The organism is Enterococcus sp. DIV0236, assembly GCF_050558525.1.
In the GTDB taxonomy this organism is placed as follows: Bacteria; Bacillota; Bacilli; order Lactobacillales; family Enterococcaceae; genus Enterococcus; species Enterococcus faecalis.
The window spans coordinates 595,169-621,188 of the sequence record NZ_CP187891.1; the positions used below are offsets into that span (position 1 = coordinate 595,169).

The following is a 26,020-nucleotide window of genomic DNA, read 5'->3' on the forward strand; positions in this document are numbered from 1 at the left end:
TGTCCCAGTCCCTGTGTCAGAGGAGCAAAACATAATGAAATTAACCTTCTGGGAAGTAGCACAAGCGGTTGAAGCCAGTAATGATTGGCAACAATGGCCTGATTTTCCTTTAACAGGCATTGAATTTGATAGTCGTAAAATTGTGAAAGGAAATCTCTTTGTTCCTTTACAAGGTGAAAATGATGGTCATCGTTTTATTGAGAGTGCCATGGCTAATGGCTGTCAGGCCGCTTTTTGGGGACAGGATTTAGTCGATGCGCCGCAACAATTGCCTGTTTTGCATGTTACTGATCCACTGGTTGCTATGCAAAAATTAGCTACCTATTATTTAAATAAAATGCAACCGAATGTCATCGCTGTGACTGGCAGTAATGGAAAAACCACCACTAAAGATTTAATTGCTGCTGTGTTATCTGAAAAGTTTGTGACTTACAAAACGCAAGGCAATTACAATAATCAAATTGGCTTACCCTATACTATTTTACACATGCCTGATGAAACAGAAAAACTGATTTTAGAAATGGGCATGGATCATGCTCAGGAAATTTCTTTCCTTTCCAATCTGGCTCAGCCAGAAGTTGCTGCCATCACAATGATTGGCGAAGCCCATGTGGAAAATTTAGGCTCACGAGCAGGCATTGCACAAGCAAAAATGGAAATCGTAGATGGTTTAGCCAAAGACGGTAGTTTATTTGTGCCAAGCGATGAACCTTTGCTAGAACCATTGGTGGAAAAAGTCACGCAACAAGTGATTACTTTTGGTTTTAGCCAGGAAAGTCAACTTCAAGGAATCGTCACAAATGAAGCCAAAGAGCAAACCTCATTCAAAATCAGTGATACACAAATGACGTTTACGATTCCAGTGCCAGGAACCTATAATGTCACCAATGCATTAATCGCAATTGGTATTGGTCGGTATTTCCAATTAACGGATAGTGAGATTCAAAAAGGATTGGCTACAGCGGAACTAACAAAGAATCGGACAGAATGGCTGAAAGCAGCGAATGGTGCCGAAATTTTAAGTGATGTGTACAATGCCAATCCGACAGCTATGGGTCTTGTTCTGGACAGTTTTAGCAAAATGTCCAAAGTAGGAAAACGAATTGCTGTTTTAGGAGACATGCTGGAATTAGGTCCTGATTCTGCTGCCATGCATCAAGCAATGGCGCAGCATTTAGCCCCAGATGCGATTGAAGAAGTCTTTTTATATGGTTCTGAAATGGCTTATTTAGCTGATAAATTGCAAGAAACCTATGCACCAGCTAACATTCATTCTTTTAAAAAAGAAGAAAAAAATGAGTTGATTGAAGCTGTCAAAAAAGTCTTACAGCCAGAAGACATGGTGGTTTTAAAGGGAAGTAACGGGATGGGACTTCGTGAAGTCATCGATGCACTTTTGGAAAAGTAAATAAGTTTCATAAAACTTGCTGAAAATGGGATTCTATGATAGAATGACCTATTGCCGGAAGATGACGAGAAAAATTGAATCGTAGTAAATAAAATAGATCTATTTCTATGTTTAATAATAAATGTGAAGCTGAACGACCACGTTTGGCTTTTCTAATGCCATAAGGTGAATTTTTCGGTGAAATCAGGAAAGAAGAAATAGTTGGCACACTATAATGGATTTCTTTTTAACAACTGAAAGTGAAGACACCTGAAACTAGGAAGAAATCGTTCTTTCCGAAACAAAATCTAGGAGGATATCATTTGAAATTTAAAGAACTTGGTTTAGCGCCAGAATTATTATCAGCGGTAGAACGCGCAGGCTTTGAGGAAGCAACCCCTATTCAATCAGAAACAATTCCGTTAGCGTTAGCAGGAAAAGACGTAATCGGACAAGCACAAACAGGAACAGGGAAAACCGCTGCTTTTGGCTTACCAATGCTTAACAAAATTGACGCAGACAATCGCGTTATTCAAGGATTAGTCATTGCACCAACCCGTGAGTTGGCTATCCAAACACAAGAAGAGTTATTCCGTTTAGGCCGCGATAAAAAGATTCGCGTCCAAGCCGTTTACGGTGGGGCTGATATCGGTCGCCAAATCCGTGGACTAAAAGATCGTCCACATATCGTTGTAGGTACACCAGGACGTTTACTAGACCATATTAATCGTCGTACCTTGAAATTAGAAACTGTTGAAACATTAGTTTTAGACGAAGCAGATGAAATGTTAAACATGGGCTTCTTGGAAGACATTGAAAAAATCATCTCACAAGTGCCAGAACAACGTCAAACACTTCTATTTTCAGCAACTATGCCGCCAGCAATCAAGAATATTGGCGTGAAATTCATGAAACAACCAGAACATGTGAAGATTAAAGCCAAAGAAATGACGGCTGATTTAATTGATCAATATTATGTACGTTCAAAAGACTTTGAAAAATTTGACATTATGACACGTTTACTAGACGTGCAAACCCCAGAATTGACCATTGTCTTTGGTCGGACAAAACGCCGTGTTGATGAACTTGCCCGCGGGTTAGAAGCGCGTGGTTACAAAGCAGAAGGCATCCATGGCGACCTATCACAACAAAAACGGATGAGCGTTTTACGTTCATTCAAAAATGGTAACTTAGATATCTTAGTGGCAACAGATGTAGCAGCACGTGGGTTAGATATTTCAGGTGTCACCCATGTCTATAACTACGATATTCCACAAGATCCAGAAAGTTATGTTCACCGTATTGGTCGGACAGGTCGTGCTGGTAAAGGCGGTATGTCTGTGACGTTTGTAACACCAAACGAAATGGGTTACTTACATGTCATCGAAAACCTAACGAAAAAACGGATGACACCATTACGTCCACCAACCGAAAAAGAAGCATTTAAAGGACAATTAAGTGCAGCTGTTGAAACCATCGAAAGTGATCTAGAAGAAAATGGTTTAGACAAATATCTAGAATCTGCTGAAGCGTTATTAGAAAAATATTCAGCGACAGACTTAGCTGCGTTATTATTAAAAACAGTAGCGAAAGATCCAGCAGATGCGGTTCCTGTAAAAATTACCCCAGAACGACCATTGCCTTCAAATAAAAAAGGCTTTAACAAAAATGGCCGTGGTGGTGGCGGTGGGAACAACCGTAATCGCAACCGTGGTGGCAATGGTAAAGGTGGCAGCTATCGTGGCAACAAAAACCATAAAGATGGCGACCGTAATTACAAAAATAGCGACCGCAAAAATAAAGATCAACGTGGCGGCAAACGTCATAACGATAAAAAACGTGGTTTCGTCATTCGCGAAAACGCCAAATAATCAAAAGAGCGAGTGTTCCGTCTATGAACGGAACACTCGCTCTTTTTTGGTAGATAATCGTTAAATAGAAAAACTTAAAAAAAGTAAAAAAGGCATCAAAATGATATAGAAAAAGAAAAACGCCAAAATTATCCAAGTTTTCAACGGGGAAGTTACATTGAAGAGTTTCATTTTTTGTTGTAGCAAATGAATGGTTATAATCCAAACCAGTTGCAAGAGAAAAAATAGGCTGGGATTTTTAAATAAGATTGGAAATATGTAGAGCAACAAAGTAAAAATAAATAGGGCGCAACGAAGTAACTTTTTTTGCCGAGAAGTTAAAGTCATACGTTTTTCTCCTTTTTCTTTTTATTCTCCCATAAGTAGCCAAAATTTTCTATAAAATATCAGAACATCCACTTAGTTTTCTGATTTTTTTCCGATGCTTCTTAGTTGTTATCTTACTTTTATAAAAATTCAGAAAAATTTTATAAAAATGTAAATAGGAAGAAAACGTATGGTACTTCAATTTGTGTGAGATCTTGTAAAACATTCTTTATTTTTTTAGCGAATCAGTGGAAAAATTTTGAAATTTTGTTAAAATGAAAGGTAATTCGGAGTAACTATATTAAATAGGAAGTAAGGCGGAAAATGATAAAGGGAATTGGTATTGACGCAGTAGAATTAAGTCGGATAAAACCGATTGTTGAAAAACAAGGATCATTTATTCAACGGGTTTTAACACCTAACGAATTGACCCTTTTTGAAAAGTTATCTACAAAACGTCAAATAGAATTTTTAGCTGGTCGTTTTGCTTGTAAAGAAGCGTTCTCTAAAGCATGGGGCACAGGGATTGGTAAAGTTGGTTTACAAGATATTGAGGTGCTGACTGAAAAAACAGGTGCACCATACGTAGCAAACTCGCCCCATAATGGTAAAGTGTTCGTCTCGATTACGCACACAGATACTATGGCGATTGCACAAATTGTTTTAGAAAGCGAATAATAGAAGCAACGAAGAAAGAAGGATGTACAATGGTCGTTGGATGGCATCGTCCTACACGGTTACATATCGATACGCAAGCAATTACTGAAAATGTCCAAAAGGAATGTCAACGTTTGCCAGAAGGAACCGCTTTATTTGCAGTTGTAAAAGCGAACGGCTATGGGCATGGCGCCGTAGAATCCGCCAAAGCGGCGAAAAAAGGTGGCGCGACAGGTTTTTGTGTCGCGTTATTGGATGAAGCAATTGAATTGAGAGAAGCAGGTGTTCAGGACCCCATTTTAATTTTGAGTGTGGTAGACTTAGCTTATGTGCCTTTGTTGATTCAATATGATTTGTCTGTAACGGTAGCTACACAAGAATGGTTAGAAGCTGCTCTTCAACAACTAACGCCTGAGAGTAACACGCCATTACGTGTTCACTTAAAAGTCGATACTGGCATGGGACGGATTGGTTTTTTAACCCCGGAAGAGACCAAGCAAGCAGTGCGGTTTGTTCAATCCCACAAAGAATTTTTATGGGAAGGGATTTTTACTCATTTTTCAACAGCTGATGAAATCGATACAAGCTATTTTGAAAAACAAGCAGGGCGTTTTAAGGCTGTTCTAGCAGTTTTAGAAGAGTTACCTCGGTATGTCCATGTTAGCAATAGTGCGACAGCGTTATGGCATCCTGATGTGCCAGGAAACATGATTCGCTATGGGGTAGCCATGTATGGATTGAACCCTTCAGGTAATAAGCTGGCCCCAAGCTATGCGTTAAAGCCGGCCTTACGGTTGACCAGTGAACTTATCCATGTAAAACGCTTAGCGGCTGGTGAAGGGATTGGCTATGGCGAAACCTACGTAACTGAAGCTGAAGAATGGATTGGGACAGTGCCAATCGGCTATGCAGATGGCTGGTTGCGTCATCTCCAAGGATTTACAGTGCTCGTGAATGGTAAGCGTTGCGAAATCGTCGGACGAGTGTGTATGGATCAATGTATGATTCGTTTAGCAGAAGAAGTTCCTGTCGGCTCAGTCGTTACATTAGTTGGAAAAGATGGCAATGAAGAAAATACGTTACAAATGGTAGCCGAAAAATTAGAAACCATTCATTATGAAGTTGCATGTACTTTCTCACAAAGAATCCCCAGAGAATATAACTAGATAGGAGGTTCCACTATGGTCAAACGCGGAGATATTTATTTTGCAGACCTTTCCCCAGTAGTGGGCTCGGAACAAGGTGGCGTCAGACCTGTCCTTGTTGTCCAAAATAACTTAGGTAATCATTTTAGCCCAACGATTATCGTTGCGGCGATTACAGCCAAAATGGCAAAGCCAAAATTGCCAACACATATCGGGATTAATTCTGATGAAACAGGCATTGAAAAAGATTCAGTGATTCTTTTAGAGCAGATTCGAACAATCGATAAGGGTCGCTTGAAAGAAAAAGTTTGTCATTTGAGACTTGATATTATGGAAGAAGTTGATCGTGCCTTAGGCATCAGTGTTGGACTTAGTAGCGATTCAGCCCCAGCAAAAGCAAATTCAGCTACATAAAGAACGATAGCTACTATGAAATCAACAAAGACTAATTGGATTTTTTTAAAAGCGACTGATCTAGTTCGGTTCGCTAAACATAGTTTGAGTAAAAGCGAGAGAGATGGCCAAGTGGCATCTCTCTTTTTTTGTTTTATATTTTAAAAATTAAAATATAAATATAAAATATAAAATTTTATCATTGTATTTTAAATAAAGTTGTTGGCAAGGCTCAAACGGAATGTTACAATCAATACTATATAGAGTTTTTAAAGAGCGTAACAGGTGATTTTACAAGTTTTGATTGTCGAGCGATGACATAAAGGAGATTATATTTGTATGATGATTGTTGTACTTTTAATGAGTAGTTGCTTATTTTTATTTGTAAGCTATCAATTGTATTTGCGATTACTTGTCGAAAAACTGGATTCAGAGGACCGGACATTAAAGAGGAAAATAAATTTCTATAAGTATCAGAAAAATAGTCGTTTAATGATTTATTTATTGTTTAGTGTTTGTCTACTTAGCGTATTATTGTTAGGAATTGTTTATACATATTATCAATTAAATCAACGAAATATCCGCATGGAACAACGGATCGAGCGTTTGGCACAAGGCCAAGCTACTCAAGGTGACAAAATAAAAAAACAAGCGATTAAAAAAACAGCCTTAAATCAGTTTCCCTGGAAGCAAGCTGTTTCGGCAGAATCGGCCGCTGTCTTGACTAATTATGAATTACAATTAGCGCGTGAATGGCGTCCTTACTTCGGAGAGACGAGTATCACAATAATTAGAAGTGAAAAAACACAAACCTTGACACTGTCTGTTTTTTCAGTTGGCTTAAGTTACCATGAATTTCAAACAGGCCAAGACAATATTGTAGCACTTATTGCAGCGTTGAATTCAGTTAAAGAAATTACCATGATTGATTTTAATTTTACTTATCGAGATCAAGAGCAAACCCTTGTCAAATCCATTGATACGTATGCTCGTGAGACGTTGGAAACAAATTTGGAGCCTGTCGTGATTAGTTAAAAGGACGAGAGAAAGGACATATAGATGACAAAAAGACGTTTAATCAAAAAAATTAAAGATATTTCGGATGATACGCTTGAAAAAGAAGTCTTTTTTCAGCCAGGATTCGAACCAGAAAAAATAATTAGCGGAATCAAACCAGAACAACAGGAAAAAGAAATGGCGACGTTAAGAGAAAGGCTCGCCTACTATCAGAAAAAAGAAACAGCCTTTAAAAAACTTCAAGAAGAAAATGAGCAATTAAAGAACCAACAAGAAACGGAAAAACAAGCATTAGAAGAAAAAAATCAGTCATTACTTGAAATACTAAATCAAAAGGAACATGAAATTTTTGAATTGGAAGAGCAACTGGAAACGAACAGTGAAACCACGACAGAGGCTACCACTCTTCAAACAAATCTGCAAAATGCAGAAAAACAATTAACCACTGTACATAATCAAATGGAACGTTTAGAAAGTGAATTAACGCAGCAAGTGGCAGAATTAGAAAAAGAATCGGCTGAACAGCAACAACATATCCAGACATTACACAACCAGTTAGCAGAAGAAAAAGGAAAGTTGGAGAAAAAAGGAGATATTACAGGAATGGAAAAGCAAGTAGAAACGTTAACGACAGAATTAGAAGAAAGCACAACGACTCAACAAGCATTGCAGGAACAAATTGAAAAACTAACTGTACAATTACAAAAAGTAGAAGCCGAAAAACAAGCCTTACAAGAGGCTGTCCAACAAGAAGTGATTGTGAAACAGCGCATGGAGGAGTTAAAGAATGAGCTTCAAAATAGTTTACAGCAAAAAAATGAAGCAGAAGTAAAACTAGGTCGACTACAAGGTGTCAATGACAAACATCTTGCTGAAAAGCAAGTTTACGAAGGAGAATTAGCTGCTCTAAGAAAAGAAGTAGAGGCCAAAGAAGACAATTTAGAACAAGTTCAAAAAGAATTGAAGACACTACAAGCCGTTTCAAAAAATATTGAACCGAGTAGTGAGCAGTTAACAGAACTGCTACGCGCAAAACAGCAAATTAACGATTTATTAATGAAAAATCAGCAATTACAAGAAGAGGCTTTAAAATCGCAACAAGAAATTGGCGAAGTGATGGTTTCTGCCAAAAAAGAAGCCAATCGGATTGTTAATGAAGCGAAAGTAGAAGCAAAACATCTAATCAATTCTGCAGAATTAGAAATGTTAAATATTGGTAACCGAGCGAAAAGTATTTCGAATGAAGTCGAAGCATCAAAAGTAGAAGTACTTGAGATTTATCGCGAATTAGAGGAACGTTTAACTAAACTGACACGTCTTGAACAAGATAACTATTAATAAAATGGTCAGTAAAAAGTTAACGGGAGCAAGGAAACTACATTGTCTTGGGGTCCTTTTTTTAGCTGTTACATTAAGTAGCTCCGCAGAAAGATTACAGGCTGCTGCTGTCTCAAAGGAAGAGCAGTCGCTAAGGCAACCGCTTATCAGGAAAAACATAGTAACAGAGAAGAGCGAATATCTTGTAGAAGCAAATCAAAGTATTTGGGAGCTGGCACAAGATGCGCAGAAACCATTGAATCAGTTTATGAAGGAAAACCAGTTACGTAGTAGTTATATAAAAAAAGGAACGCAATTAGTTAAATAGAAAAAAGGAGCAAGAAAGGAAAAGTTTATTTAAGAAGCTTTTCCTTTTAAGAAAACGATGGAAGAATGGATAAAGCCCGTTATGCGAACAATTCGCCACATTAAGCGCGCCTTCTTGAAGCAAAAGTTGCCTGCGACATATCAGCTAAAAAAGCAAAAGGCTAACACAGCAATGGAATATTTGCTTGAGCAAACAGATAACCATCAATCAATAAGAGGACCGAAAAGAAAAATGACCGCTGAAGAGATTAAAAAAAAGCGGCAAGCCTACCAAAAGAAACAACGCGTCCAAGTCGTTAAATTTTTTATGCCAGCTATTCTTTTCGCCATTTTTGTGTTCTTTTTTGTGTTAAAGACATCTAGCTACCCAATTGCTGGGCAATCCATGAAGCCGACACTTAACGCAGGGGAACGAGTCTTAGTACAACGGACGAAGCAAGTAGCAAGGTACGATGTGATTGCATTTAAAGCACCGCTAGCTAGCAAAGGTACGTACGTCAAGCGAATCATCGGGGTTCCTGGTGATCGAATTTGGGTAAACGAGGGAAAACTTTATCTTTCAGAAGAACCTATAGCAAGCGATAATGAGGCACTGCCTGAGAATGCCAGTCGTTTTGACTTATCAGAAAAAGCGGCAGCCCAACTTCGCCTGTTTCAGAAGATTCCAGCTGGTCATTACTTTGTCTTAGGGGACAATCGTACGCATTCAAGTGATAGTCGTACGTTCGGCTTTGTCGAGATACAAGCGATTGAAGGAATCGTGGTGTTTAAAATGGCGCCGTTTAAGGAAATAGGGAAAGTAAAATAAAAAGCTTAAGTCAGCCATCTAAGAGTAGGGCACTTAAGCTTTTCTTTTTAGAGATTATTTGCCCAATAACAATTGAATGATTTTTTCAATTGATTGTAGGTCGTAACGATTACTAATATCCGAAAAAATATAGTAATGGTCATACTGGGCAACGAGCTGTTCATTATTGGTATTCATTAAAAGCAAATCATAATGGTTTTCTGCGTTGTAAGGCTCAATTTTCAGCGGATATTTTCCAGCGATACTCTGTTGTATTTTTTGTGCTACCAACTCGCTATAAGCACTGCTCAGTGAGTGATAAACACCAATTGTTATTTTTTTTTCATTTAATTCAGCAATGTGATTCAAAATAAGTGTATAATTAATTTCAGTAAATTGATTTTGGTACTTAGAAGCAGTGACTTTTGTGGCAAAGTTCGTTGTAGCGATCTCCACTAATTCGTAAACTTCACTTTCGCTAAAGGGATGACGTAAGATTTTCAAAAGTGACTGAATTGTCCAATAATCAAAGGGTAAAATAAATCCTGAAAAATAATAGAGTTGCGCATGTAATTGGAAAAGTAAATTTTCAATATAAAGTAGCCGAATAGGCAGCACGTAATGGGATAAATAACCACGTGCTTTAAGGTACGTTAAAATGACCCGGTTCATTTCGTTAAGATACGTTTTTTCAATTCGTTGTTGTTTTGCTAAACGAAAGGCGAAAGCAGCATTCGCAGAATAATTATGCATGGAACAAAAAAAGTCATAAAACATATAGGCTTCGTTGATTGTATATGGACGGTCGATTCTTTTCATATATGTATGTATAGATAAATTAATTTCTTCAAATAAAGGTCGATCGAGTTGGACATCCTGTGGACTAATCGTTGGCAGGGGTTCTAAAACCATGCGACGAAAAGAAATTTTCATCCAAAGTTTAATTTGGAGAATTTCTGTATGGTCAAAGGTAATTCTGGGGATTTCTTGTAATATCTCGATTAATCCTAGGTATTGATTGGCCAGTTCTTTTTCTAAATCTGTTTTTTCTTCAAAGATAAACCAGAAAAAATTAAAAAAGAAAAAGCGAATTTGTTTTTCTTCGCCGACAAGTTTTCCTCGTTTGATACGTAAATTAAACTCATTGAGTAAGTCATTTAATTCAACAATTTTTCGATAATAGGTAGCAGAGCTAATGGCATAATTCTGTTGGAAATACCCGCCATTTATTTCATTTTTATGGAAGAGTTGCTGGACCATGTGAAACTTAATAGATTTATCCAAGAACAACATGATCATTGATTTCATGGAAAAGGTTGGTGCTTTGTTTAGATAAAGGGTATCACCTAATGCAGTCACGGTGAGGCTTTCTTGAAGTTGCTCTTCTTTCAAAAATTGCTCTAAAAAAGAAAGGTATTCATTCAATGTTGGTAAACTAATATTGAAAAAATCTATTAATTCATTTCGTGTTGCTTGGCCTTTATTATTATATAGGAATAATAAAATATCATTCATATAATCATAAGGTTTCTCTAAAAAATCTCTTTTTAACATCGTTACTCACCTCTCTTTTAAGAATACTGTATCTATGATAAAATGGCAATAAACAACTGATAAAAAGATTGTTTTTTGAGGTGTTTTTTATTATCGTTGAGAAAAAGAAATAAAAAGAAAAAACAAAGTATTTAAATGATAACAAAATAATTAAAATGAAGGAGCGATAGAACATGAACAGCGTGGTGAACTTTAGAGATATTGGAGGATTTCCAACGCAACAAGGCACAGTTGTCAAGACAGGGCATTTTTTTCGGAGTGGTGAACTCGTCAATGTTGCACAAGCGGATCAACAGAAACTGGTAGAGGACTATCAAATTAAACGAATCTATGATTTTAGAAGTGCAGCGGAAACGCAAGAACGACCAGATGATTCAATTCAAGGAACCAACTATCTACATATAGATATTTTGGCCGATATTCAGGCGCAGACTGCTTCATTAGAAGGAATGCTTAAAACGGTTGGTTCACCCGATGAAGCAATGGACATGGCTTATAAAGAAATGGTTCTTTCCAATTCGGGGCGCAAAGGTTACCAAACATTTTTTGAAAACTTTTTAAGTTATCCACAGGAAGCTATTTTATTTCATTGTTTCGCAGGAAAAGATCGAACAGGAATCGGCGCAGCCTTGATATTAAGTGCTTTAGGTGTGGAACATTCTTATATTTTAGAAGATTATTTAAAGACGAATGAGCAAAGAAAAACCGCTAACGAGCAAATTATTGCGCAATATCAAGCAAATGGAACGCCTCCAGCAGAAATTCAACAATTAGAAACGCTACTTTATGTGAAAAAAGAGTACTTAGCGACCGCTTTACAGGCGATTGAAAAAGAATTTGGTTCGGTAGAGGGCTATTTAAAAGAGGGACTCGGCTTACCTTTATCCGCCAAAAAAGACATGCTAAGTCTGTACACAAAATCATAGATCCTAAAAAAAGGACTATCCTTTCTAAAAAAGAAGTTTTATAATAGAAAAGAATCTGTTTGTAAGGAGGGATAGGGAATGAAAGAAGGACAAGAACAATTCTTAACGTTCATACTAGATCGAACAAAAGAAGATAAAAAAGAAAAAATGCAAGCGCTACTTGCAGAAATGTTTGAACGCCAACAAACAGGCAAATTAGATAAAATGTACTTGATGACAAAAGCACCAAAACTTTTGGCTTATTTAAAACCAGAAGCCATTGATGAAGTTAAACAAGTCGTTTCGGAATTTTCTAAAAATATGAAATAAACAATCTTAGCTTGAACTTACGACATTTTAAAAATGTGTCGTAACATTCAAGCTTTTGTTTGTTATTCTCTTGTATTTTATGCTAAAGTTATTCAGGCACAAAAAAAAGCAGGTGATTTTATGAAACATATAAAAAATACATGGGAACTATTTATTTTAGATTGGAAAAGAATTTTTAAAAACCCAGTAGCAACATTTTTGATTGTTGCCTTAATGATTATTCCATCATTATATGCATGGTTTAACATTAAAGCACTATGGGATCCGTATTCAAATACAGGAGAGTTACCAATAGCGGTCTATAGTGATGACCAAACAGCAACTTTTCAAGATAAATCGGTCAATATTGGTGATGAAGTCTTGAAAAACTTGAAGAAAAACAAGCAATTAGGTTGGCGTTTTGTTGATTCGAAAAAGGAATTAGACAAAGGGGTCCAATCAGGAAAATATTTTGCCGGGATTTATTTACCTAAAGATTTTTCCAAAGATTTGCTAAGTTTTACTTCTGGTGATATCAATAAACCTAAAATTGAATACTCAATTAACGAAAAAATTAATGCAATTGCGCCGAAAATTACGTCAAAAGGCGCTTCTTCCATTCAGTCACAAATTTCGGAAGAATTCATCAAAACGGCAAGTAGTACGTTAATCAAAACATTCAATGATATTGGCTATGATATTGATAAAAACATGGTCAGCATTCAAAAAGTTAAGAGCATGATTTTAGATACAGATGCCAACATTGGAACCATTGATACGTATGCAAAACAAGTCACAGACTTACATGGTAAGATGCCAGAGCTAAAAGAAAAATTAGCGAAAGCCAACGATGCGATGAAATATTTACCTGAAGTTGATGCTTTAGGAGAGAAGATTGTTGAGCTAAATGGTAAAATGCCAAGCATCAAAGAACAAGCTAGTGTTATTTTGACGTTACAAGAAAAAATTCCAGAAATTCAAAACGCTGGCCGACAAATTGCTATGATTGATGAAGACTTTGCCTCTGTGGAACAAACAATGAGCGAAGGAATCCAAGAAGCAAAACAAGGATTAGAAATCATTCAACAAGTCCAAACGGCGTTACCAGATATTCGTAAACTAGGTGATCAAGCCAATGATTTAGGGAATGTCACATTAGATGGCGCCAATAAATTGGAAAAGGCTTTACCTGACATTACGCGGAGTGTAGGGACGATTGTCAAGGCAATTGAAACAATTAGTTCTGGTATAAATATCGGATTAGAGCAACTGAAGGATAAACGTTTGCCAGTGGAAGAAAGAGAGCAAATTAAACAACAAATATCTGAAAATTTAGCGAGACAGCATGAGAATATTCTGCAATTAATTCAATTGTTTACGCAACTACAAGAAGCAACTGGAAGTACTGCATTGCAAGATTCAATTGATAAATTGAATGAGGTAAATCAATTTATTTCAGACTTGAAAACGGTAGTTGATGGTATTGACGTCAACTCAGTAACAAATGATGACTTAACAATAATTCAAGATCAAGCGAAACAAGTACAGGATACTGCAGCAAAGATTTATCCAGATGAAATTAGTAATACCGTTTCAACCATCTTAAACAAACTAACTAGTACCATCCAAAACGCTCAAGGTCAACTAAACAAAGCGCAACAAATTGACTTTGAAGGATTATTGAGCTCAACAAGTCAAACGGTCACTAATGCGATTTCTTTATTAGAAAAATATCAAGCCGAAATGCCGGCAATTAAACAAGAAATTCATGATGCGAATACGATGTTGAATGGCAATATGGAAACCATTGTCAATGGCATTAATCGTGGTGCTGATTTGTATAAAAACGATTTACCAGTCATTCAAGACAAAGTCAGCAAAGCGGCAGCCTTTATGCAAAATGACTATCCAGGTATCCGAGAAGATTTAACGAATACCTTGAAAACAGTCAATGAGAAAATGCCAGATGTTGAAGCGGCCTTAGACAAAGCCAACGAACTGATTATTAATGATTGGCCAAATATCAAAACAGGATTACACAAAGCAGCGAATGCAATCCGTAAAGGTGAAAAAGAAGTTGATTTAGGTGAAATTCTTAAATTACTAAAATTAGATGCCAATAAAGAAAGTGACTTCTTTACACAACCAGTTGAAGTCAAAGAACATGCTGTTTATCCGATTGCTAATAATGGTTCGGCAAGTACGCCATTCTATACAGCTTTGTGTTTATGGGTTGGCGCTGTATTATTCTCAAGTGTTGCGACAACGGATGTTTATCTTGAAGGAAAAGATAAAAAACGCTTCTCTAAACGGGAACAATTTTCAGCACGGATGTTTACTTTCATTGTCATGGGGATTGGTCAAGCACTGATTGTAACCTTAGGTAATTACTTTGCGTTAGGCGTAGATGTTCGTAATCCAGCGTATAGCGTCTGGTTTGCGGTATTGATTGCCATTACGTTTATGATAATGGTTTATGTGCTTGTTGCTCTCTTTGGCAATGTAGGGAAAGGAATTGCGATAATAATCTTGGTACTATCCATCTCTGGTGGGGGTGGGAACTACCCAATTCAAGTCTCAGGTAAATTCTTCCAAATGATTAATCCGTTCTTGCCGTTTACGCATGCGGTGAACTTGCTAAGGGAATCAGCAGGAGGCATTTACTGGCCAAATGCTTGGTTTGCAATTTGGATTATGGTGGGGATTTCAGTCGTCTTTAGTATTGGCGGCGCAATTCTTTATCCACATCTGGAACACAGATCGAAAAAATTTGCGGCTTTAGCACAAAAGAGCCATTTATTCCATTAAAAAACAAAAAGCTGAAAACGTCTCTAGCGTTTTCGGCTTTTTGTTTTTCTTTATTTTCAAGGTAACCCTAACAAAGAAGTTTTGGGGGCTCTTGCTTTTGACTTTTTGGCAATGCTAAATAATAAAATCTCCCTCAGAAAGTGAGGTTTTTTGTGTACAAATGTATAAAAAGGTTTTATAGTATTTTTTTAAGAAATAAAAAGTGGGTAGGGGTTGTAAAATGATTCAAGCATTGCTTCAACGATATGAGAAAAAAATTGAACGTCGTAAATTGGAAAAACGAACAGCATTCGGTGCTTTTGCCGGGCGGATTGGGCTTGTTTCTAATTTATTTTTATTCGTTAGTAAATTTATGATTGGCTTGCTTTCAGGTAGTGTTTCAATCATGGCAGATGCCATTAATAGCTTGTCCGATACTATTTCTTCAGTTTTAACATTAGTCGGTTTTTATATTGCTGGTAAGCCAGCGGATAAAGAACATCCCTATGGCCATGAACGTTTTGAATATATTAGTGGAATGCTTGTATCATTAGTGATTACGTTTATTGGGTTTGAGTTTCTAACGACCTCCGTTGATCGTATCCTGCATCCAGAATCAATCAAGGTGACACCCATTTTATTTGCTGTTTTAGCTTTGTCAATTGGGATTAAAATTTGGCAAGGGCTGTTTTACAAAAAAGTATCAGCAAAAATTGATTCTCAAGCATTAGTTGCTTCTGCTAAGGACAGCTTCAATGATGTTTATACTACATTAGCTGTTTTGGTTTCTGCATTTATTGAAGGCGTCACTGGTTTGCGAATTGATGGATATATTGGTTTTTTAATTGCTGCATATATTATTTATAGTGGCTTGCAGTTAATTCGCGAATTTATTAATGAGTTGATGGGCATGCGTCCGAGCCAAACAGAAATTGATGAAATGAAAAATGTCTTATCAAAAATGGAAACAATTGTAGGGTATCACGATTTACTGATTCATAATTATGGTCCCAGCCAAACGTTTGCGTCTGTTCACATTGAAATTGATGATCGCTGGGATTTAAATAAAGCCCATCAGACAATCGATGCGATTGAAGCGAAGTTTAAAGAAGAATTAGATGTTAACCTTGTTTGTCATATTGATCCAGTGAATTTGTATGACCCAACACAACAATTTGTTCATCAAACAATCAAAAAGATTATTCGTTCTTTTGATGCGTCTTTAAAAGTCCATGATATCCGCTTAGTTACCCATGGTGAAGAACCGAAGATTTTGTTCGACTTGGTTTTACCTACAGAATCAAAATTATCTGAATTTGAACTGGGTGTGGAAATTCAACGGCAAGTTTATGAAAAAATTGGTCGTTATAAAGTGGAAATTACCTTCGATCATACGTACTTGTTACAATAAAAGGGAATAATTAACTAAGTTTTTAAGCGAGAGCCAAAAGGTCAAATAGACTTTTAGCTCTCGCTTTTTTGTTTAGAGAATGCAAATCCTTTTGTTATCTGGATTCTCTTGATAAGATAAAGGAAGCGGGGGACTTTAAATGAGTGTCTGATTAAAAAAAGATGGTGATTTTTTTATCTTTTTCAGTAACAAAAATCAATTGACTTTTCATTGTGAGAAGCGTAGCATATGGATTTGTTTGATAAAAAATAATGAAAAAAGTGAGCGGGTCACTCTAGAGAAAAGGAGTAGAAAAAAATGGCGGATTTAAAACGACTGTTCATTGGGAAACCATTGAAATCAGCCGAAAATGATGAACATAAATTAAGCAGATTTGCAGCGCTTGCGTTGTTATCTTCTGATGCACTTTCATCCATTGCGTATGGTACAGAACAAATAGTGGTGGTTCTGGTTACTTTGTCGGCGGCTGCGATTTGGTATTCATTGCCAATTGCTGCATTTGTTATTATTTTACTTATTTCTTTAACATTGTCGTACCGACAAATTATTCATGCGTATCCGCATGGCGGCGGCGCATACGTTGTTAGTAGTGAAAACCTCGGCAGAAATGCCGGTTTATTGGCTGGTGGTTCGTTGTTAGTCGATTATATGCTAACAGTAGCCGTTTCAGTTTCAGCGGGTGCAGAGGCGATTATATCAGCGATTCCAGCGTTATATGGTCATCAAGTAGCAATTTCTATTGGGATTGTGATATTGATTACCTTAATGAACTTGAGGGGCCTGAGAGAATCAGCTTCGTTCTTAATGTTGCCAGTGTATAGTTTTATCGCAATTATTACCTTACTGATTGTTGTTGGGCTATTTAAAATTGTGACTGGCGCACAGCCATTGAATGCGACAGCTTTACCAGGAGCCGTGGTTCCAGGAATTTCTATTGCCTTAGTTTTACGGGCGTTTTCATCTGGTTCTTCTTCCTTAACAGGGGTTGAAGCAATCAGTAATGCAGTGCCATTCTTTAAGAAACCACGAGCAAAAAATGCTGCTGGGACGTTAGCGTTAATGGCAACGATTTTAGGGTTCTTCTTCGTGGGGATTACATTTATTAACTATTGGTATGGGATTGTGCCCAAAGAAGAAGTGACAGTTCTTTCACAAATTGGGAAAGCGGTCTTTGGTCAAAATATTTTATATTATTTATTACAGTTTGCGACAGCCTTAATTTTAGCGGTTGCTGCTAACACAGGATTCTCAGCCTTTCCAGTTTTGGCTTATAACTTAGCCAAAGATAAGTTTATGCCGCATATGTATATGGATCGTGGCGACCGTTTAGGCTATTCAAATGGTATTTTAACTTTAGCTGCTGGTTCCATTGTTTTATTATTGATTTTCCAAGGTTCCACAGAACGTTTAATCCCATTGTATTCAATTGGTGTGTTTATTCCGTTTGCTTTGTCTCAATCGGGCATGGTTGTAAAATGGCGAAAAGAAACTAAAAATTGGTTGCCAAAATCAATTGCTAATATTGTCGGCGCCTTTATCTCTTTCGCGATTATCGCCATTTTGTTTATTTATCGATTAGGGGACATCTGGCCGTTCTTTATTATTATGCCGGTGTTGATTTATGCATTTTATCGGGTCAATACTCACTATAAAAATGTGGCGGAACAGCTACGTTTAGAAGATGGGGCACAGTTGCATGAGTTTGACGGGAATACAGTTATTGTTTTAGTAGGGAACGTAACCAAGGCAAATGTCGGCGCCTTGAACTATGCGCGTTCCATTGGTGATTATGTTGTTGCTATGCATGTCTCAATGGATGAAAATGTTGAGAAGGAAAAAGAAATTCAGGAAGAGTTTAAAAAACACTTCCCGGACGTTCGTCTATCAATTGTCCATTCTTCGTATCGTTCACTGCAAAATCCTATCTTACGTTATGTTGATTTGGTTAGTAAAAATGCCACGAAGCATAACTACAGTACAACAGTTTTAGTACCACAATTTGTACCAAATAAACGTTGGCAAAATATTTTGCATAACCAAACAAGTTTACGCTTGCGGATTCGTTTAGCGTGGCGGGAAAATATTATTGTGGCTACCTATAGTTATCACTTGAAAAAATAAAAAAAAAGTCTGCCATCTTTTGATGGCAGATTTTTTTATTGACGTAATTGTTTTTGATAAATTCTAGCGCAAGACTGCTCTTCAGTGGTTACCATTGTCAAAAATTCCCAGTCATATCTTTCATAAAAAGTAGTATGGTCTGTAAGCAGATAAAGCTTTTTAAATCCAGAATTAGCAAGAAAATCACCAACTGTTGTTAAAAGAATTCCTGCTAAGCCTTGGTGACGAAATGTTGGTTCGACATACAATGCACAAAGGTTTGGCGTAAGGTCTGCACGATTGTGGAAGTCATTATCAATTACGCCCACGCCTGCAACGATGTCCTGCTGTTTATTCAAGCAGACCCACCAATGTGGTACGTGGTTTTCGCTAGTTAGCATTTCCTGCATACTTGCTTGATACGCTTCAGCGGGGATTTGCCACTTTTGGCTAAACCATTGAGCAGCTGCCGGAATTAAGTGTGGTTGTTGGTTTAAATCGATAATAGTATAGTTAGACATTATTAATCTCCTAGATAAAAGAACAGATCCCATTGAAAAGAAACAATGTTGGATCTGCTCTGTATTTTTTATTAATTGGAATGTTTGCTAGCTGGGTCTAAACGACGTTCAATAATCCCTAGAACCCAATCTGTGATAATCGCCATAAAGGCTGTTGGTAAGGCACCGACTAAAATGATAGAAGCACCATCTGTGGCATTGGTTCCACGAATAATAATATCCCCTAAACCACCAGCACCAACGAAAGCGCCAATCGCAGTAATCCCGATTGCGACGACTAACGCATTTCGAATACCTGCCATGATTACTGAAACAGATAAAGGTAACTCGACCATATAAAGAAGTTGTACTTTTGTCATACCCATTCCTTTACCAACATCTAAAATATTGCGATCCACTTGAATCATGCCAGTGTACGTATTCTTGATGATTGGTAGGAGAGAATAAAGGAAGACCGTTACAACCACCGTGTTGACGCCTAAGCCCATTCCCAACATTAAAATCGAAAGCATTGCCAAAGCTGGTACTGTTTGGATAATGTTCGCTAAACGGATAATCCAGTTGGCTAAGCTACGTTTACGTGAAATCATAATCCCAATAGGAATCCCGACAATTGCAGCAAAGATTACGCCATAAATCGAAATTAAAAAGTGACGTAAAAATTGTTGAAAGACGTAGCCGCCATTTTGTTGGAAATAGTAGATAAATTGTTGGAATAAATTCATATTATTCATCTGTTACTCCCCCTCAAAATAGTTATTTTCTTTTAAGAAACGTTCGGCTACGACAGCAGGTTCAATTAAATCATTATCTGCTTGATAGTTCAATTCTTGCATTTTTTTGGTAGAAATTTTACCATCTAAGCGATTTAAGACATCTTTAATTTCCGGCGTTTCTTTTAATAATTTGTCACTAACCACAGGAGCGGCATCATAAGGCGGGAAGAAGCGCTTGTCATCTTTTAACATGACTAAATCGTAACTACCAATCCGGCCATCTGTTGAGTAACCTAAGATGACGTCCATTTTTCCAGCGTTGACTGCATCGTACACCAAGCCAATTTGCATTGGTAAAATAGATTTAAATTGGAAGTTGTATTCCTTTTTAAAGCCTTCATAACCGTCGCCTTCACGTGTGATCCACGCAGTATCGACACCAGCAACTAATTTGTCTGCGACTTTCCCTAAATCACTGACTGTTTTTAAATTGTATTTCTCAGCCGTTTCTTTTGTAACTAAGAATACATAAGTATTTTCAAATCCATATGAAGGGAACCAAGTTTGTTGATAACGTTTTTCAAATTCTGATTGAACTAGGTTAAACGCTTTTTTAGGGTCTTTTTCCGCTGGTAAGCCCAGCGTAGTAGTCACGTCAGTACCAGTATAACGAGCTGCAGAAATTGAGGCATCTCCGTTTAACATTGCTTGGTGATTGATGGTAGTAGTGGCTAAGTTGTTAATCACATTTGTTTTTTTATCTGTGTAATGCTCAACCATATCCGCTACAATGCTCCCTAAAATCTGCGCTTCTGAAGTAATCCCACCTGTAATGGCGACAGTGTTATCATCAGAAGTTGAAGCGAGACCAGGTAAAGAACAACCTGCCAATAAAAGTAAACTGCTTAAGAAGAGTAAGCTTAACTTGAGTTTCTTTTTCATCATTATTCGCCCTCCCTTAAAGCTTTTGGCGTTAAACGATTTTCTAATAATCCAAGAAGAACATCTGCTAAAAGCGCTAAAATAGTTACCGGAATAGTCCCGCCAAAGATTAATTCTGGCTGATAGTTATTTAATCCACTGAAAATCATATCACCAAGACCACCTGCACCAATATAAGAAGCCAGTGTAGCCCAAGCAATGACATAGACAGCAGCTAAACGAATGCCGGCCATAATTGTTGGCATGGCAATAGGTAATTCAACACTAAAAATAGACTGTAAATTGGTCATGCCCATGCCTTTAGCAACATCTCGGTAATTTTCATCGACATTTTTCATTCCGATATACGTGTTTCTTAAAATAGGTAGAAGGGAATAGATGAATAGCGCGATAATAGCGGGTGTTTTGCCGACACCAAAAATTGGAATCATCAAAGCTAATAAAGCCAACGAAGGAACCGTTTGTAAGGCACTTGTTAAACCAATGACAATATTGGCTACTTTGGGCAAACGTGTTAACCAAACGCCAACGGGCACAGCGATAGCGACCCCTAATAAAAGTGCAAAGAATGAAATATAAATATGTTCAATACTTTTTGAAATCATTTCTGATCCATATTCTTGAAAGAAGCTACTCATTGCTTACGCCTCCTCTTTATCAGTTTCGGACTCGCTTTGTTTTGCTTCTACAGCTTCACTAATCGTTGTTTCATCGCCCCAGATAACATCATAAACAATGTCAACAAGGGAAGCACGTGTTAAGATGCCCACCACTCGTTTTTGTTCATCAACGACTGGCACATATTTTAAGCCGCGTTTTAAGATTCTTTGTAAAGCATCACGTAAAAGAGCGGTTTTTTGAACAAAGAAGACATCTTTATTCAAGATATCACCAACACTAGAAGCTTTGCCACGTTGCTGATCTAATGTTTCAACATCGATAAAGCCTTTAAGCACATGGGAATTATCAACAACTAATAAGGTATCAACCCGTTTTTCACGCATCAATTTAATCGCTTCTTGTAAAGATTTTTCCGGCGTGATAGTAATAGCTGAATTTAACATGACTTCATCAACAGTGGTGAAATCAGGTTTGGCTTGTAATAAGCGATCTTCTCCGATGAGTTCTTCTACAAATTCATTGGCTGGATGACGTAAAATATTATCTGGTGTGTCAAATTGAATTACTTTGCCTTCGCTCATAATGGCAATTTTATTTGCTAATTTCAACGCTTCATCCATATCATGGGTAACAAAGACAATAGTTTTTCCTAAACGTTCTTGCAAATCTTTCACTAAATCTTGTAATGAATCACGGGTGATAGGATCTAAAGCACCAAAAGGTTCATCCATTAGAATAATATCTTGATTGGCAGCTAAAGCCCGCACAACGCCGATTCTTTGTTGTTGTCCCCCAGAAAGTTCATTGGGATAGCGGTCCAACATTTCTCGTGGTAACTCAACCAAATCAATCATTTTTTCGGCTATCTTATTGCGTTCTTCCACAGGTACTTTTAATAATTTAGGCACTAAAACGATATTTTCACGAATGGTCATGTGAGGCATCAAGCCGATATTTTGAATGACATAGCCAATTTGGCGACGTAGCTCTACAGGATTGATTTTTTGAATATCTTGGCCATCAATTAAAATTTTTCCTTTTGAAGGGTCGGTCATGCGGTTAAGCATCCGCATTGATGTTGTTTTTCCACTACCACTTGTTCCGATGAAGCAGATAAATTCACCTTTATCGAAAGACAAATTAATGTCATCAACGGCGACTTTTCCGCCTTTATAAAATTTTGATACATGCTGAAATTCTATCAACTTACTCACCTCAACTAAATATTTTGAAAATGTATCTTATTACTAGTATGCTATAAAAATGCGATTTCGACAAATGTAATCTATTTTTAATGGGAAAAAGAAGGCGGTAAAATTTTTTTAATTCGTTCTAAAAAAAAGAAAAGATAACTATTGTTTAGTAAAAGTTATCTGAACGAAACAAGATGTTAAAAAGAGTATTCTGAGAAGGAAGAAAAGCCGCTATAACAAAGAAAAGTGTCCTTTGTAGCAAGTTGACGGGAGCTGAGTTTTTCATTAGAATGGAAAGAGAACAAGGGAATAAAATAAAAAAAGGCGCTTCATGATTTAGCGGCAACTAAATCACGAAGCCTTGAATAGTCACCTGTGCAAGTGGACCATCAAGTTGCCCGTTCAATCAATGGAAACCATTGATCACTTTTATTTTACTGAATTTTTGAAAAAATTACCAGTTTTTTTAAGAAGTAAGAAGTGGAAGAACGAAGGATGCTTTTTATGGAATGTGCAATGACGTTCAGAAAAATCTGAAGGTCATTTTTTATTCTCTTGTTCAAACATTCAAACATAGGGGAAGAGAGACGGACGTAATTTTGTCACCGATTATTACGTCCGTCTTCCGTTGTTTTCTAAAGCGTTGGTTACATGTCTTTGTAGAGGTTGGCTTCAATTGCAGTCCGTTTTGGTTCTAAAAAAGGCGGTAAAGCCAATGTTTCCCCTAAATGTTCCAGAGGCTCATCCAATGTAAAACCAGGAGTCAAAGTAGCAAATTCAACCCGATTCCCGCCTGGTTCACGAATGTATAAACTTTTAAAATATCCACGACTTACATACATTTCAATTTCCCAGCCTTGTGCTAAAGCGCGAGTGTGTAGTTCTTGTAATGCTTCATCATCAGCCACAGAAAAAGCAATATGATCCATACTGCCACGCCCCATTCGGCTTGTTTTATCCGACGTTGTTTGATGAACAGAAAAGCTTTCCGTCTCACTTAAAATAATCGTATTGCCAACTGCTTGCCAACCAAGAAATGTTTCAAAAAAGGCCAAGGTTTTTTCAGAATCTGGCACATGAAATTCAGTAGAGGCCAAACCGATAATTTGAACCGCTGCTGGAATGTCGTTAGAAACAACGAGTGTTTCTTTTAATGGATTTTCAGGAACTTCTGTCAGGATAATATGCGTATCATCTGGATCACTGAAATGTAGGCTCTTTTCTTTTTTGTTAAATGGAATTTTGTTTTCTGTTAAACGTTGTTCCCAAAAGGAAAGGCTGTTTTGGGGAATTTTTAAGCCAATCGTGGCTAAATAATTTTTTTCTTCATAGCGGTTGCCTAATAAGGGCACGATAAAAAAAGTTACTAAGCTTCCCGGTGTGCCTTGATAATCGCCATAAAAATAATGAGGCATGCGATTGTTGTCTTGATTTACGGTATTTTTGACAAAGCGTAAGCCTAACAATTTTGTATAGAATGATTGGTTTTCTTGACCATGACGCGCTAATAGTGAAACATGATGAAATTGAGCATGCATTTTGAGTTCCTCCTCTAAATAACTATGTACACTTACTTAAAGTAAGTATAGTGCTTCTGACATTTTTTGACAACTATTTAGTTTGATTCAGAAGGCTGACATAGCCAGAAACAAGAAAAAGTGTTAGAATAACCAAGATAAAAACTAGTAGAAAGAGTGACGGAAATGCTAAGTACAGAAGATTTTGATTTTGATTTACCAGAAGAATTAATTGCTCAAACCCCACTAAAAGATCGCGCTAGTTCACGATTATTAGTTGTAAATAAAGAAACAGGGGACATGGAGGATAAACATTTCCATGATATTCTTGATGAATTACAGCCTGGGGATGCATTAGTCATGAATAATACACGGGTACTGCCGGCCCGTTTATATGGAGAAAAACCTGAAACAGGCGGTCATTTGGAAGTTTTACTTTTAACAAATACAGAAGGCGATACATGGGAAACCTTGATTAAACCCGCGAAACGTGCAAAAGTCGGCACGGAAATTCAATTTGGCGATGGTCGCCTAAAAGCGGTGGTTAAAGAAGAGTTGGAACATGGTGGTCGAATCATTGAATTTAAATATGATGGTATTTTCTTAGAAATTTTAGAATCGTTAGGAGAAATGCCATTGCCGCCATATATCAAAGAACGTCTAGATGACCCAGATCGTTATCAAACGGTTTATGCTGAAGAAAATGGTTCAGCTGCAGCACCAACAGCGGGTTTGCATTTTACAAAAGAACTATTAGAAGAGATCAAAGCAAAAGGTGTTCATCTCGTTTATTTAACTTTACATGTCGGTTTAGGAACATTCCGTCCCGTGAGCGTTGATAATATAGAAGAACATCATATGCATAGCGAATTCTATCGTTTAACTGAAGAAGCGGCTAAGCAACTAAATGAAGTACGCCAAGCAGGCGGTCGGATTGTTGCGGTTGGAACAACTTCTATTCGTACGTTGGAAACAATTGGCACAAAATTTAATGGTGAAATCCAGGCTGACAGTGGCTGGACCGATATTTTTATCACACCAGGGTATCAATTTAAAGTCGTAGAGGCTTTTTCAACGAACTTCCATTTACCAAAATCTACGTTAGTGATGCTTGTGAGTGCCTTTGCAGGAAAAGACTTAACATTGGCTGCTTACCAACATGCAATTGAGGAAAAATATCGTTTCTTTAGTTTTGGCGATGCAATGTTTATTAAATAAGCGACACTTTGTGAGCAGAATACTTGGGATTGAAACAAAAATATATTATGATAAACACGTGATTTTTGGAATCACAGTAAAGGTGTGCTTTATTTTTTCTTCCCCTGTAAATAATAAAGTTAGAAACCAAAACGCTACTAGGACGAAAATGCTTAGTAGACAATCTTAGAATAAAAAGAACAGCGCAACCACGGTTGCGCCGTTCTTTTTTTTATGTAAGAAAAGATTAATTATTGAAACAACAATACGAAGAAGTGCTTTCTTCGTATTGCCGGTACTAAGTTGTACCTCGGCAACTCCAAGTACAATCAGAAAAATTGTCTTGTTAAGTACAGCTTATACTGTTTAGGCTTCTTGTTCTACATCGTCATTCAGTGTTTCTTTGAAGGTGAACACATCATCAATGGTTACGCCAAAGACGTTCGCGATGTCATGCGCAAGAAGTAATGAAGGATTGTACTTGTTTCGTTCCAGTTGAATAATTGTTTGTCGAGAGACACCGACTCGATTGGCCAAATCTTGCTGGGTCATACGAGCCATAGCACGATAAACATGAATTGAACTTTCAAACGAAGATTTTTTCTTTTTTCGCATAGCATTCCCTCCTTTAAAAGAAGATAAAATAGAATGTGCACCTTGAATATAACACATATGATTATTTGATACAAATATATTTTATTGACTAAAAGAAAAAACCGAGCTTAAATTTAAGCTCGGCCTTGTTAACGGGAAGACATCAATTGGTTGAATAAGTGTTTACATTTCGCGATACATGTAAAGCAAAAGGTGAACGTGATGTGGTGAAACTAAAACCTTGTTTTCATACAGTTTCGACGCTTGGATGGTGGATAACTTGCGTTAGGTGATAACAGATAGGGTAAATGCTTTATAGAAACTCCATCCTTCTATAACCTTTCCCTATTTTCCGATACGAGTTATCACTAACAATTACTCTACACGTATTGTTTACAGGTGAATCTTGCAATTCTAACAACTTTGAGTTTACCGATTTTTATCTA

Annotated in this window: 24 protein-coding genes; 15 read left to right on the forward strand and 9 right to left on the reverse strand. The window is 37.1% G+C overall.

Annotation, left to right across the window (positions count from 1 at the left end):
* Nucleotides 1–34 precede the first annotated feature (34 nt).
* Nucleotides 35–1,408 (forward strand): UDP-N-acetylmuramoyl-tripeptide--D-alanyl-D-alanine ligase, encoded by a 1,374-nt coding sequence (locus tag IGK27_RS02905; RefSeq protein WP_002355722.1) that lies wholly within the window; start codon nt 35–37, stop codon nt 1,406–1,408.
* A gap of 302 nt (nt 1,409–1,710) precedes the next feature.
* Nucleotides 1,711–3,258, forward strand: coding sequence for a degradosome RNA helicase CshA (gene cshA / locus IGK27_RS02910; RefSeq protein WP_002355724.1), 1,548 nt, complete (start codon nt 1,711–1,713; stop codon nt 3,256–3,258).
* A gap of 60 nt (nt 3,259–3,318) precedes the next feature.
* Here the strand turns inward: cshA and IGK27_RS02915 are convergent, their stop codons facing one another.
* Nucleotides 3,319–3,585 (reverse strand): hypothetical protein, encoded by a 267-nt coding sequence (locus IGK27_RS02915; protein ID WP_002364744.1) that lies wholly within the window; start codon nt 3,583–3,585, stop codon nt 3,319–3,321.
* Between the two features lie 303 nt (nt 3,586–3,888).
* Here IGK27_RS02915 and acpS point away from each other — a divergent pair, with 303 nt between their 5' ends.
* The 7 genes from acpS (at nt 3,889) to lepB (ending at nt 9,228) form a co-directional block, all read left to right on the forward strand.
* Nucleotides 3,889–4,242, forward strand: coding sequence for a holo-ACP synthase (gene acpS, locus IGK27_RS02920; protein WP_002355727.1), 354 nt, complete (start codon nt 3,889–3,891; stop codon nt 4,240–4,242).
* Between the two features lie 29 nt (nt 4,243–4,271).
* Complete coding sequence (gene alr / locus IGK27_RS02925; RefSeq protein WP_002355728.1) at nt 4,272–5,387, forward strand: alanine racemase; 1,116 nt, start codon at nt 4,272–4,274, stop codon at nt 5,385–5,387.
* Nucleotides 5,388–5,402: 15 nt separating this feature from the next.
* A complete protein-coding gene (locus IGK27_RS02930) occupies nt 5,403–5,780 on the forward strand; it encodes a type II toxin-antitoxin system PemK/MazF family toxin (RefSeq protein WP_002355729.1) in 378 nt (125 codons plus the stop codon).
* A gap of 318 nt (nt 5,781–6,098) precedes the next feature.
* Nucleotides 6,099–6,794, forward strand: coding sequence for a hypothetical protein (locus tag IGK27_RS02935; RefSeq protein ID WP_002364743.1), 696 nt, complete (start codon nt 6,099–6,101; stop codon nt 6,792–6,794).
* 24 nt (nt 6,795–6,818) lie between these two features.
* On the forward strand, nt 6,819–8,114 hold the full coding sequence (locus tag IGK27_RS02940; protein ID WP_002355731.1) for a hypothetical protein: 1,296 nt from the start codon (nt 6,819–6,821) through the stop codon (nt 8,112–8,114).
* The gene (locus tag IGK27_RS02945; RefSeq protein ID WP_002364740.1) at nt 8,095–8,421 is read left to right on the forward strand and encodes a hypothetical protein; all 327 of its coding nucleotides are present in this window, start codon (nt 8,095–8,097) and stop codon (nt 8,419–8,421) included. Before IGK27_RS02940 ends, IGK27_RS02945 begins: the two co-directional genes overlap by 20 nt.
* Nucleotides 8,422–8,478: 57 nt before the next feature.
* On the forward strand, nt 8,479–9,228 hold the full coding sequence (gene lepB, locus IGK27_RS02950; protein WP_002397969.1) for a signal peptidase I: 750 nt from the start codon (nt 8,479–8,481) through the stop codon (nt 9,226–9,228).
* A gap of 54 nt (nt 9,229–9,282) precedes the next feature.
* Here the strand turns inward: lepB and IGK27_RS02955 are convergent, their stop codons facing one another.
* Nucleotides 9,283–10,761, reverse strand: a complete 1,479-nt coding sequence (locus IGK27_RS02955; RefSeq protein ID WP_033626504.1) for a helix-turn-helix domain-containing protein — start codon at nt 10,759–10,761, stop codon at nt 9,283–9,285.
* A 173-nt stretch (nt 10,762–10,934) separates the two neighbouring features.
* Between IGK27_RS02955 and IGK27_RS02960 the strand changes: the two genes are divergently transcribed.
* The 5 genes from IGK27_RS02960 to IGK27_RS02980 all read left to right on the forward strand — a co-directional run bounded on the left by IGK27_RS02960 (nt 10,935) and on the right by IGK27_RS02980 (nt 18,294).
* Entirely contained in the window at nt 10,935–11,687 is a 753-nt protein-coding gene (locus IGK27_RS02960; RefSeq protein ID WP_002355736.1) for a tyrosine-protein phosphatase, read from the forward strand.
* 78 nt (nt 11,688–11,765) lie between these two features.
* Nucleotides 11,766–11,996 (forward strand): hypothetical protein, encoded by a 231-nt coding sequence (locus IGK27_RS02965; protein WP_002355737.1) that lies wholly within the window; start codon nt 11,766–11,768, stop codon nt 11,994–11,996.
* A 120-nt stretch (nt 11,997–12,116) separates the two neighbouring features.
* Nucleotides 12,117–14,783: a YhgE/Pip domain-containing protein gene (locus IGK27_RS02970; RefSeq protein ID WP_075320526.1), complete on the forward strand. Its 2,667-nt coding sequence runs from the start codon at nt 12,117–12,119 to the stop codon at nt 14,781–14,783.
* 220 nt (nt 14,784–15,003) lie between these two features.
* Nucleotides 15,004–16,173 (forward strand): cation diffusion facilitator family transporter, encoded by a 1,170-nt coding sequence (locus tag IGK27_RS02975; RefSeq protein ID WP_002391646.1) that lies wholly within the window; start codon nt 15,004–15,006, stop codon nt 16,171–16,173.
* A 297-nt stretch (nt 16,174–16,470) separates the two neighbouring features.
* Nucleotides 16,471–18,294, forward strand: a complete 1,824-nt coding sequence (locus tag IGK27_RS02980) for an APC family permease (RefSeq protein ID WP_002379167.1) — start codon at nt 16,471–16,473, stop codon at nt 18,292–18,294.
* A gap of 35 nt (nt 18,295–18,329) precedes the next feature.
* Here IGK27_RS02980 and IGK27_RS02985 read toward each other — a convergent pair whose 3' ends face one another.
* From IGK27_RS02985 to IGK27_RS03010, 6 genes are all read right to left on the reverse strand, one after another.
* A complete protein-coding gene (locus tag IGK27_RS02985) occupies nt 18,330–18,794 on the reverse strand; it encodes a GNAT family N-acetyltransferase (protein WP_002378077.1) in 465 nt (154 codons plus the stop codon).
* Between the two features lie 71 nt (nt 18,795–18,865).
* The gene (locus IGK27_RS02990) at nt 18,866–19,528 is read right to left on the reverse strand and encodes an ABC transporter permease (RefSeq protein WP_002363261.1); all 663 of its coding nucleotides are present in this window, start codon (nt 19,526–19,528) and stop codon (nt 18,866–18,868) included.
* Nucleotides 19,529–19,531: 3 nt separating this feature from the next.
* The gene (locus tag IGK27_RS02995; RefSeq protein WP_002355743.1) at nt 19,532–20,452 is read right to left on the reverse strand and encodes an osmoprotectant ABC transporter substrate-binding protein; all 921 of its coding nucleotides are present in this window, start codon (nt 20,450–20,452) and stop codon (nt 19,532–19,534) included.
* 2 nt (nt 20,453–20,454) lie between these two features.
* On the reverse strand, nt 20,455–21,090 hold the full coding sequence (locus IGK27_RS03000; protein WP_002355744.1) for an ABC transporter permease: 636 nt from the start codon (nt 21,088–21,090) through the stop codon (nt 20,455–20,457).
* A gap of 3 nt (nt 21,091–21,093) precedes the next feature.
* A complete protein-coding gene (locus tag IGK27_RS03005) occupies nt 21,094–22,287 on the reverse strand; it encodes a betaine/proline/choline family ABC transporter ATP-binding protein (RefSeq protein ID WP_002355745.1) in 1,194 nt (397 codons plus the stop codon).
* Nucleotides 22,288–22,913: 626 nt separating this feature from the next.
* On the reverse strand, nt 22,914–23,804 hold the full coding sequence (locus IGK27_RS03010; RefSeq protein ID WP_002355746.1) for a ring-cleaving dioxygenase: 891 nt from the start codon (nt 23,802–23,804) through the stop codon (nt 22,914–22,916).
* 165 nt (nt 23,805–23,969) lie between these two features.
* Between IGK27_RS03010 and queA the strand changes: the two genes are divergently transcribed.
* On the forward strand, nt 23,970–25,001 hold the full coding sequence (gene queA, locus IGK27_RS03015) for a tRNA preQ1(34) S-adenosylmethionine ribosyltransferase-isomerase QueA (protein ID WP_002355747.1): 1,032 nt from the start codon (nt 23,970–23,972) through the stop codon (nt 24,999–25,001).
* Between the two features lie 345 nt (nt 25,002–25,346).
* Here the strand turns inward: queA and IGK27_RS03020 are convergent, their stop codons facing one another.
* On the reverse strand, nt 25,347–25,652 hold the full coding sequence (locus IGK27_RS03020; protein WP_002355748.1) for a helix-turn-helix transcriptional regulator: 306 nt from the start codon (nt 25,650–25,652) through the stop codon (nt 25,347–25,349).
* Nucleotides 25,653–26,020: the final 368 nt, after the last annotated feature.

What these genes read in the sequence shown, in the direction of transcription:
- IGK27_RS02935 (WP_002364743.1), top strand. Translation starts at nt 6,099, where the DNA reads ATGATGATTGTTGTACTTTTAATGAGTAGTTGCTTATTTTTATTTGTA.
- IGK27_RS03020 (WP_002355748.1), bottom strand. Translation starts at nt 25,652, where the DNA reads ATGTGTTATATTCAAGGTGCACATTCTATTTTATCTTCTTTTAAAGGA.
- alr (WP_002355728.1), top strand. Translation starts at nt 4,272, where the DNA reads ATGGTCGTTGGATGGCATCGTCCTACACGGTTACATATCGATACGCAA.
- IGK27_RS02970 (WP_075320526.1), top strand. Translation starts at nt 12,117, where the DNA reads ATGAAACATATAAAAAATACATGGGAACTATTTATTTTAGATTGGAAA.
- IGK27_RS02990 (WP_002363261.1), bottom strand. Translation starts at nt 19,528, where the DNA reads ATGAATAATATGAATTTATTCCAACAATTTATCTACTATTTCCAACAA.
- IGK27_RS02985 (WP_002378077.1), bottom strand. Translation starts at nt 18,794, where the DNA reads ATGTCTAACTATACTATTATCGATTTAAACCAACAACCACACTTAATT.
- IGK27_RS02905 (WP_002355722.1), top strand. Translation starts at nt 35, where the DNA reads ATGAAATTAACCTTCTGGGAAGTAGCACAAGCGGTTGAAGCCAGTAAT.
- IGK27_RS03010 (WP_002355746.1), bottom strand. Translation starts at nt 23,804, where the DNA reads ATGCATGCTCAATTTCATCATGTTTCACTATTAGCGCGTCATGGTCAA.
- IGK27_RS02940 (WP_002355731.1), top strand. Translation starts at nt 6,819, where the DNA reads ATGACAAAAAGACGTTTAATCAAAAAAATTAAAGATATTTCGGATGAT.
- queA (WP_002355747.1), top strand. Translation starts at nt 23,970, where the DNA reads ATGCTAAGTACAGAAGATTTTGATTTTGATTTACCAGAAGAATTAATT.
- IGK27_RS03000 (WP_002355744.1), bottom strand. Translation starts at nt 21,090, where the DNA reads ATGAGTAGCTTCTTTCAAGAATATGGATCAGAAATGATTTCAAAAAGT.
- IGK27_RS02930 (WP_002355729.1), top strand. Translation starts at nt 5,403, where the DNA reads ATGGTCAAACGCGGAGATATTTATTTTGCAGACCTTTCCCCAGTAGTG.
- acpS (WP_002355727.1), top strand. Translation starts at nt 3,889, where the DNA reads ATGATAAAGGGAATTGGTATTGACGCAGTAGAATTAAGTCGGATAAAA.
- IGK27_RS02980 (WP_002379167.1), top strand. Translation starts at nt 16,471, where the DNA reads ATGGCGGATTTAAAACGACTGTTCATTGGGAAACCATTGAAATCAGCC.
- IGK27_RS02995 (WP_002355743.1), bottom strand. Translation starts at nt 20,452, where the DNA reads ATGAAAAAGAAACTCAAGTTAAGCTTACTCTTCTTAAGCAGTTTACTT.
- lepB (WP_002397969.1), top strand. Translation starts at nt 8,479, where the DNA reads ATGGAAGAATGGATAAAGCCCGTTATGCGAACAATTCGCCACATTAAG.
- IGK27_RS02975 (WP_002391646.1), top strand. Translation starts at nt 15,004, where the DNA reads ATGATTCAAGCATTGCTTCAACGATATGAGAAAAAAATTGAACGTCGT.
- IGK27_RS02915 (WP_002364744.1), bottom strand. Translation starts at nt 3,585, where the DNA reads ATGACTTTAACTTCTCGGCAAAAAAAGTTACTTCGTTGCGCCCTATTT.
- IGK27_RS02960 (WP_002355736.1), top strand. Translation starts at nt 10,935, where the DNA reads ATGAACAGCGTGGTGAACTTTAGAGATATTGGAGGATTTCCAACGCAA.
- IGK27_RS02965 (WP_002355737.1), top strand. Translation starts at nt 11,766, where the DNA reads ATGAAAGAAGGACAAGAACAATTCTTAACGTTCATACTAGATCGAACA.
- IGK27_RS02955 (WP_033626504.1), bottom strand. Translation starts at nt 10,761, where the DNA reads ATGTTAAAAAGAGATTTTTTAGAGAAACCTTATGATTATATGAATGAT.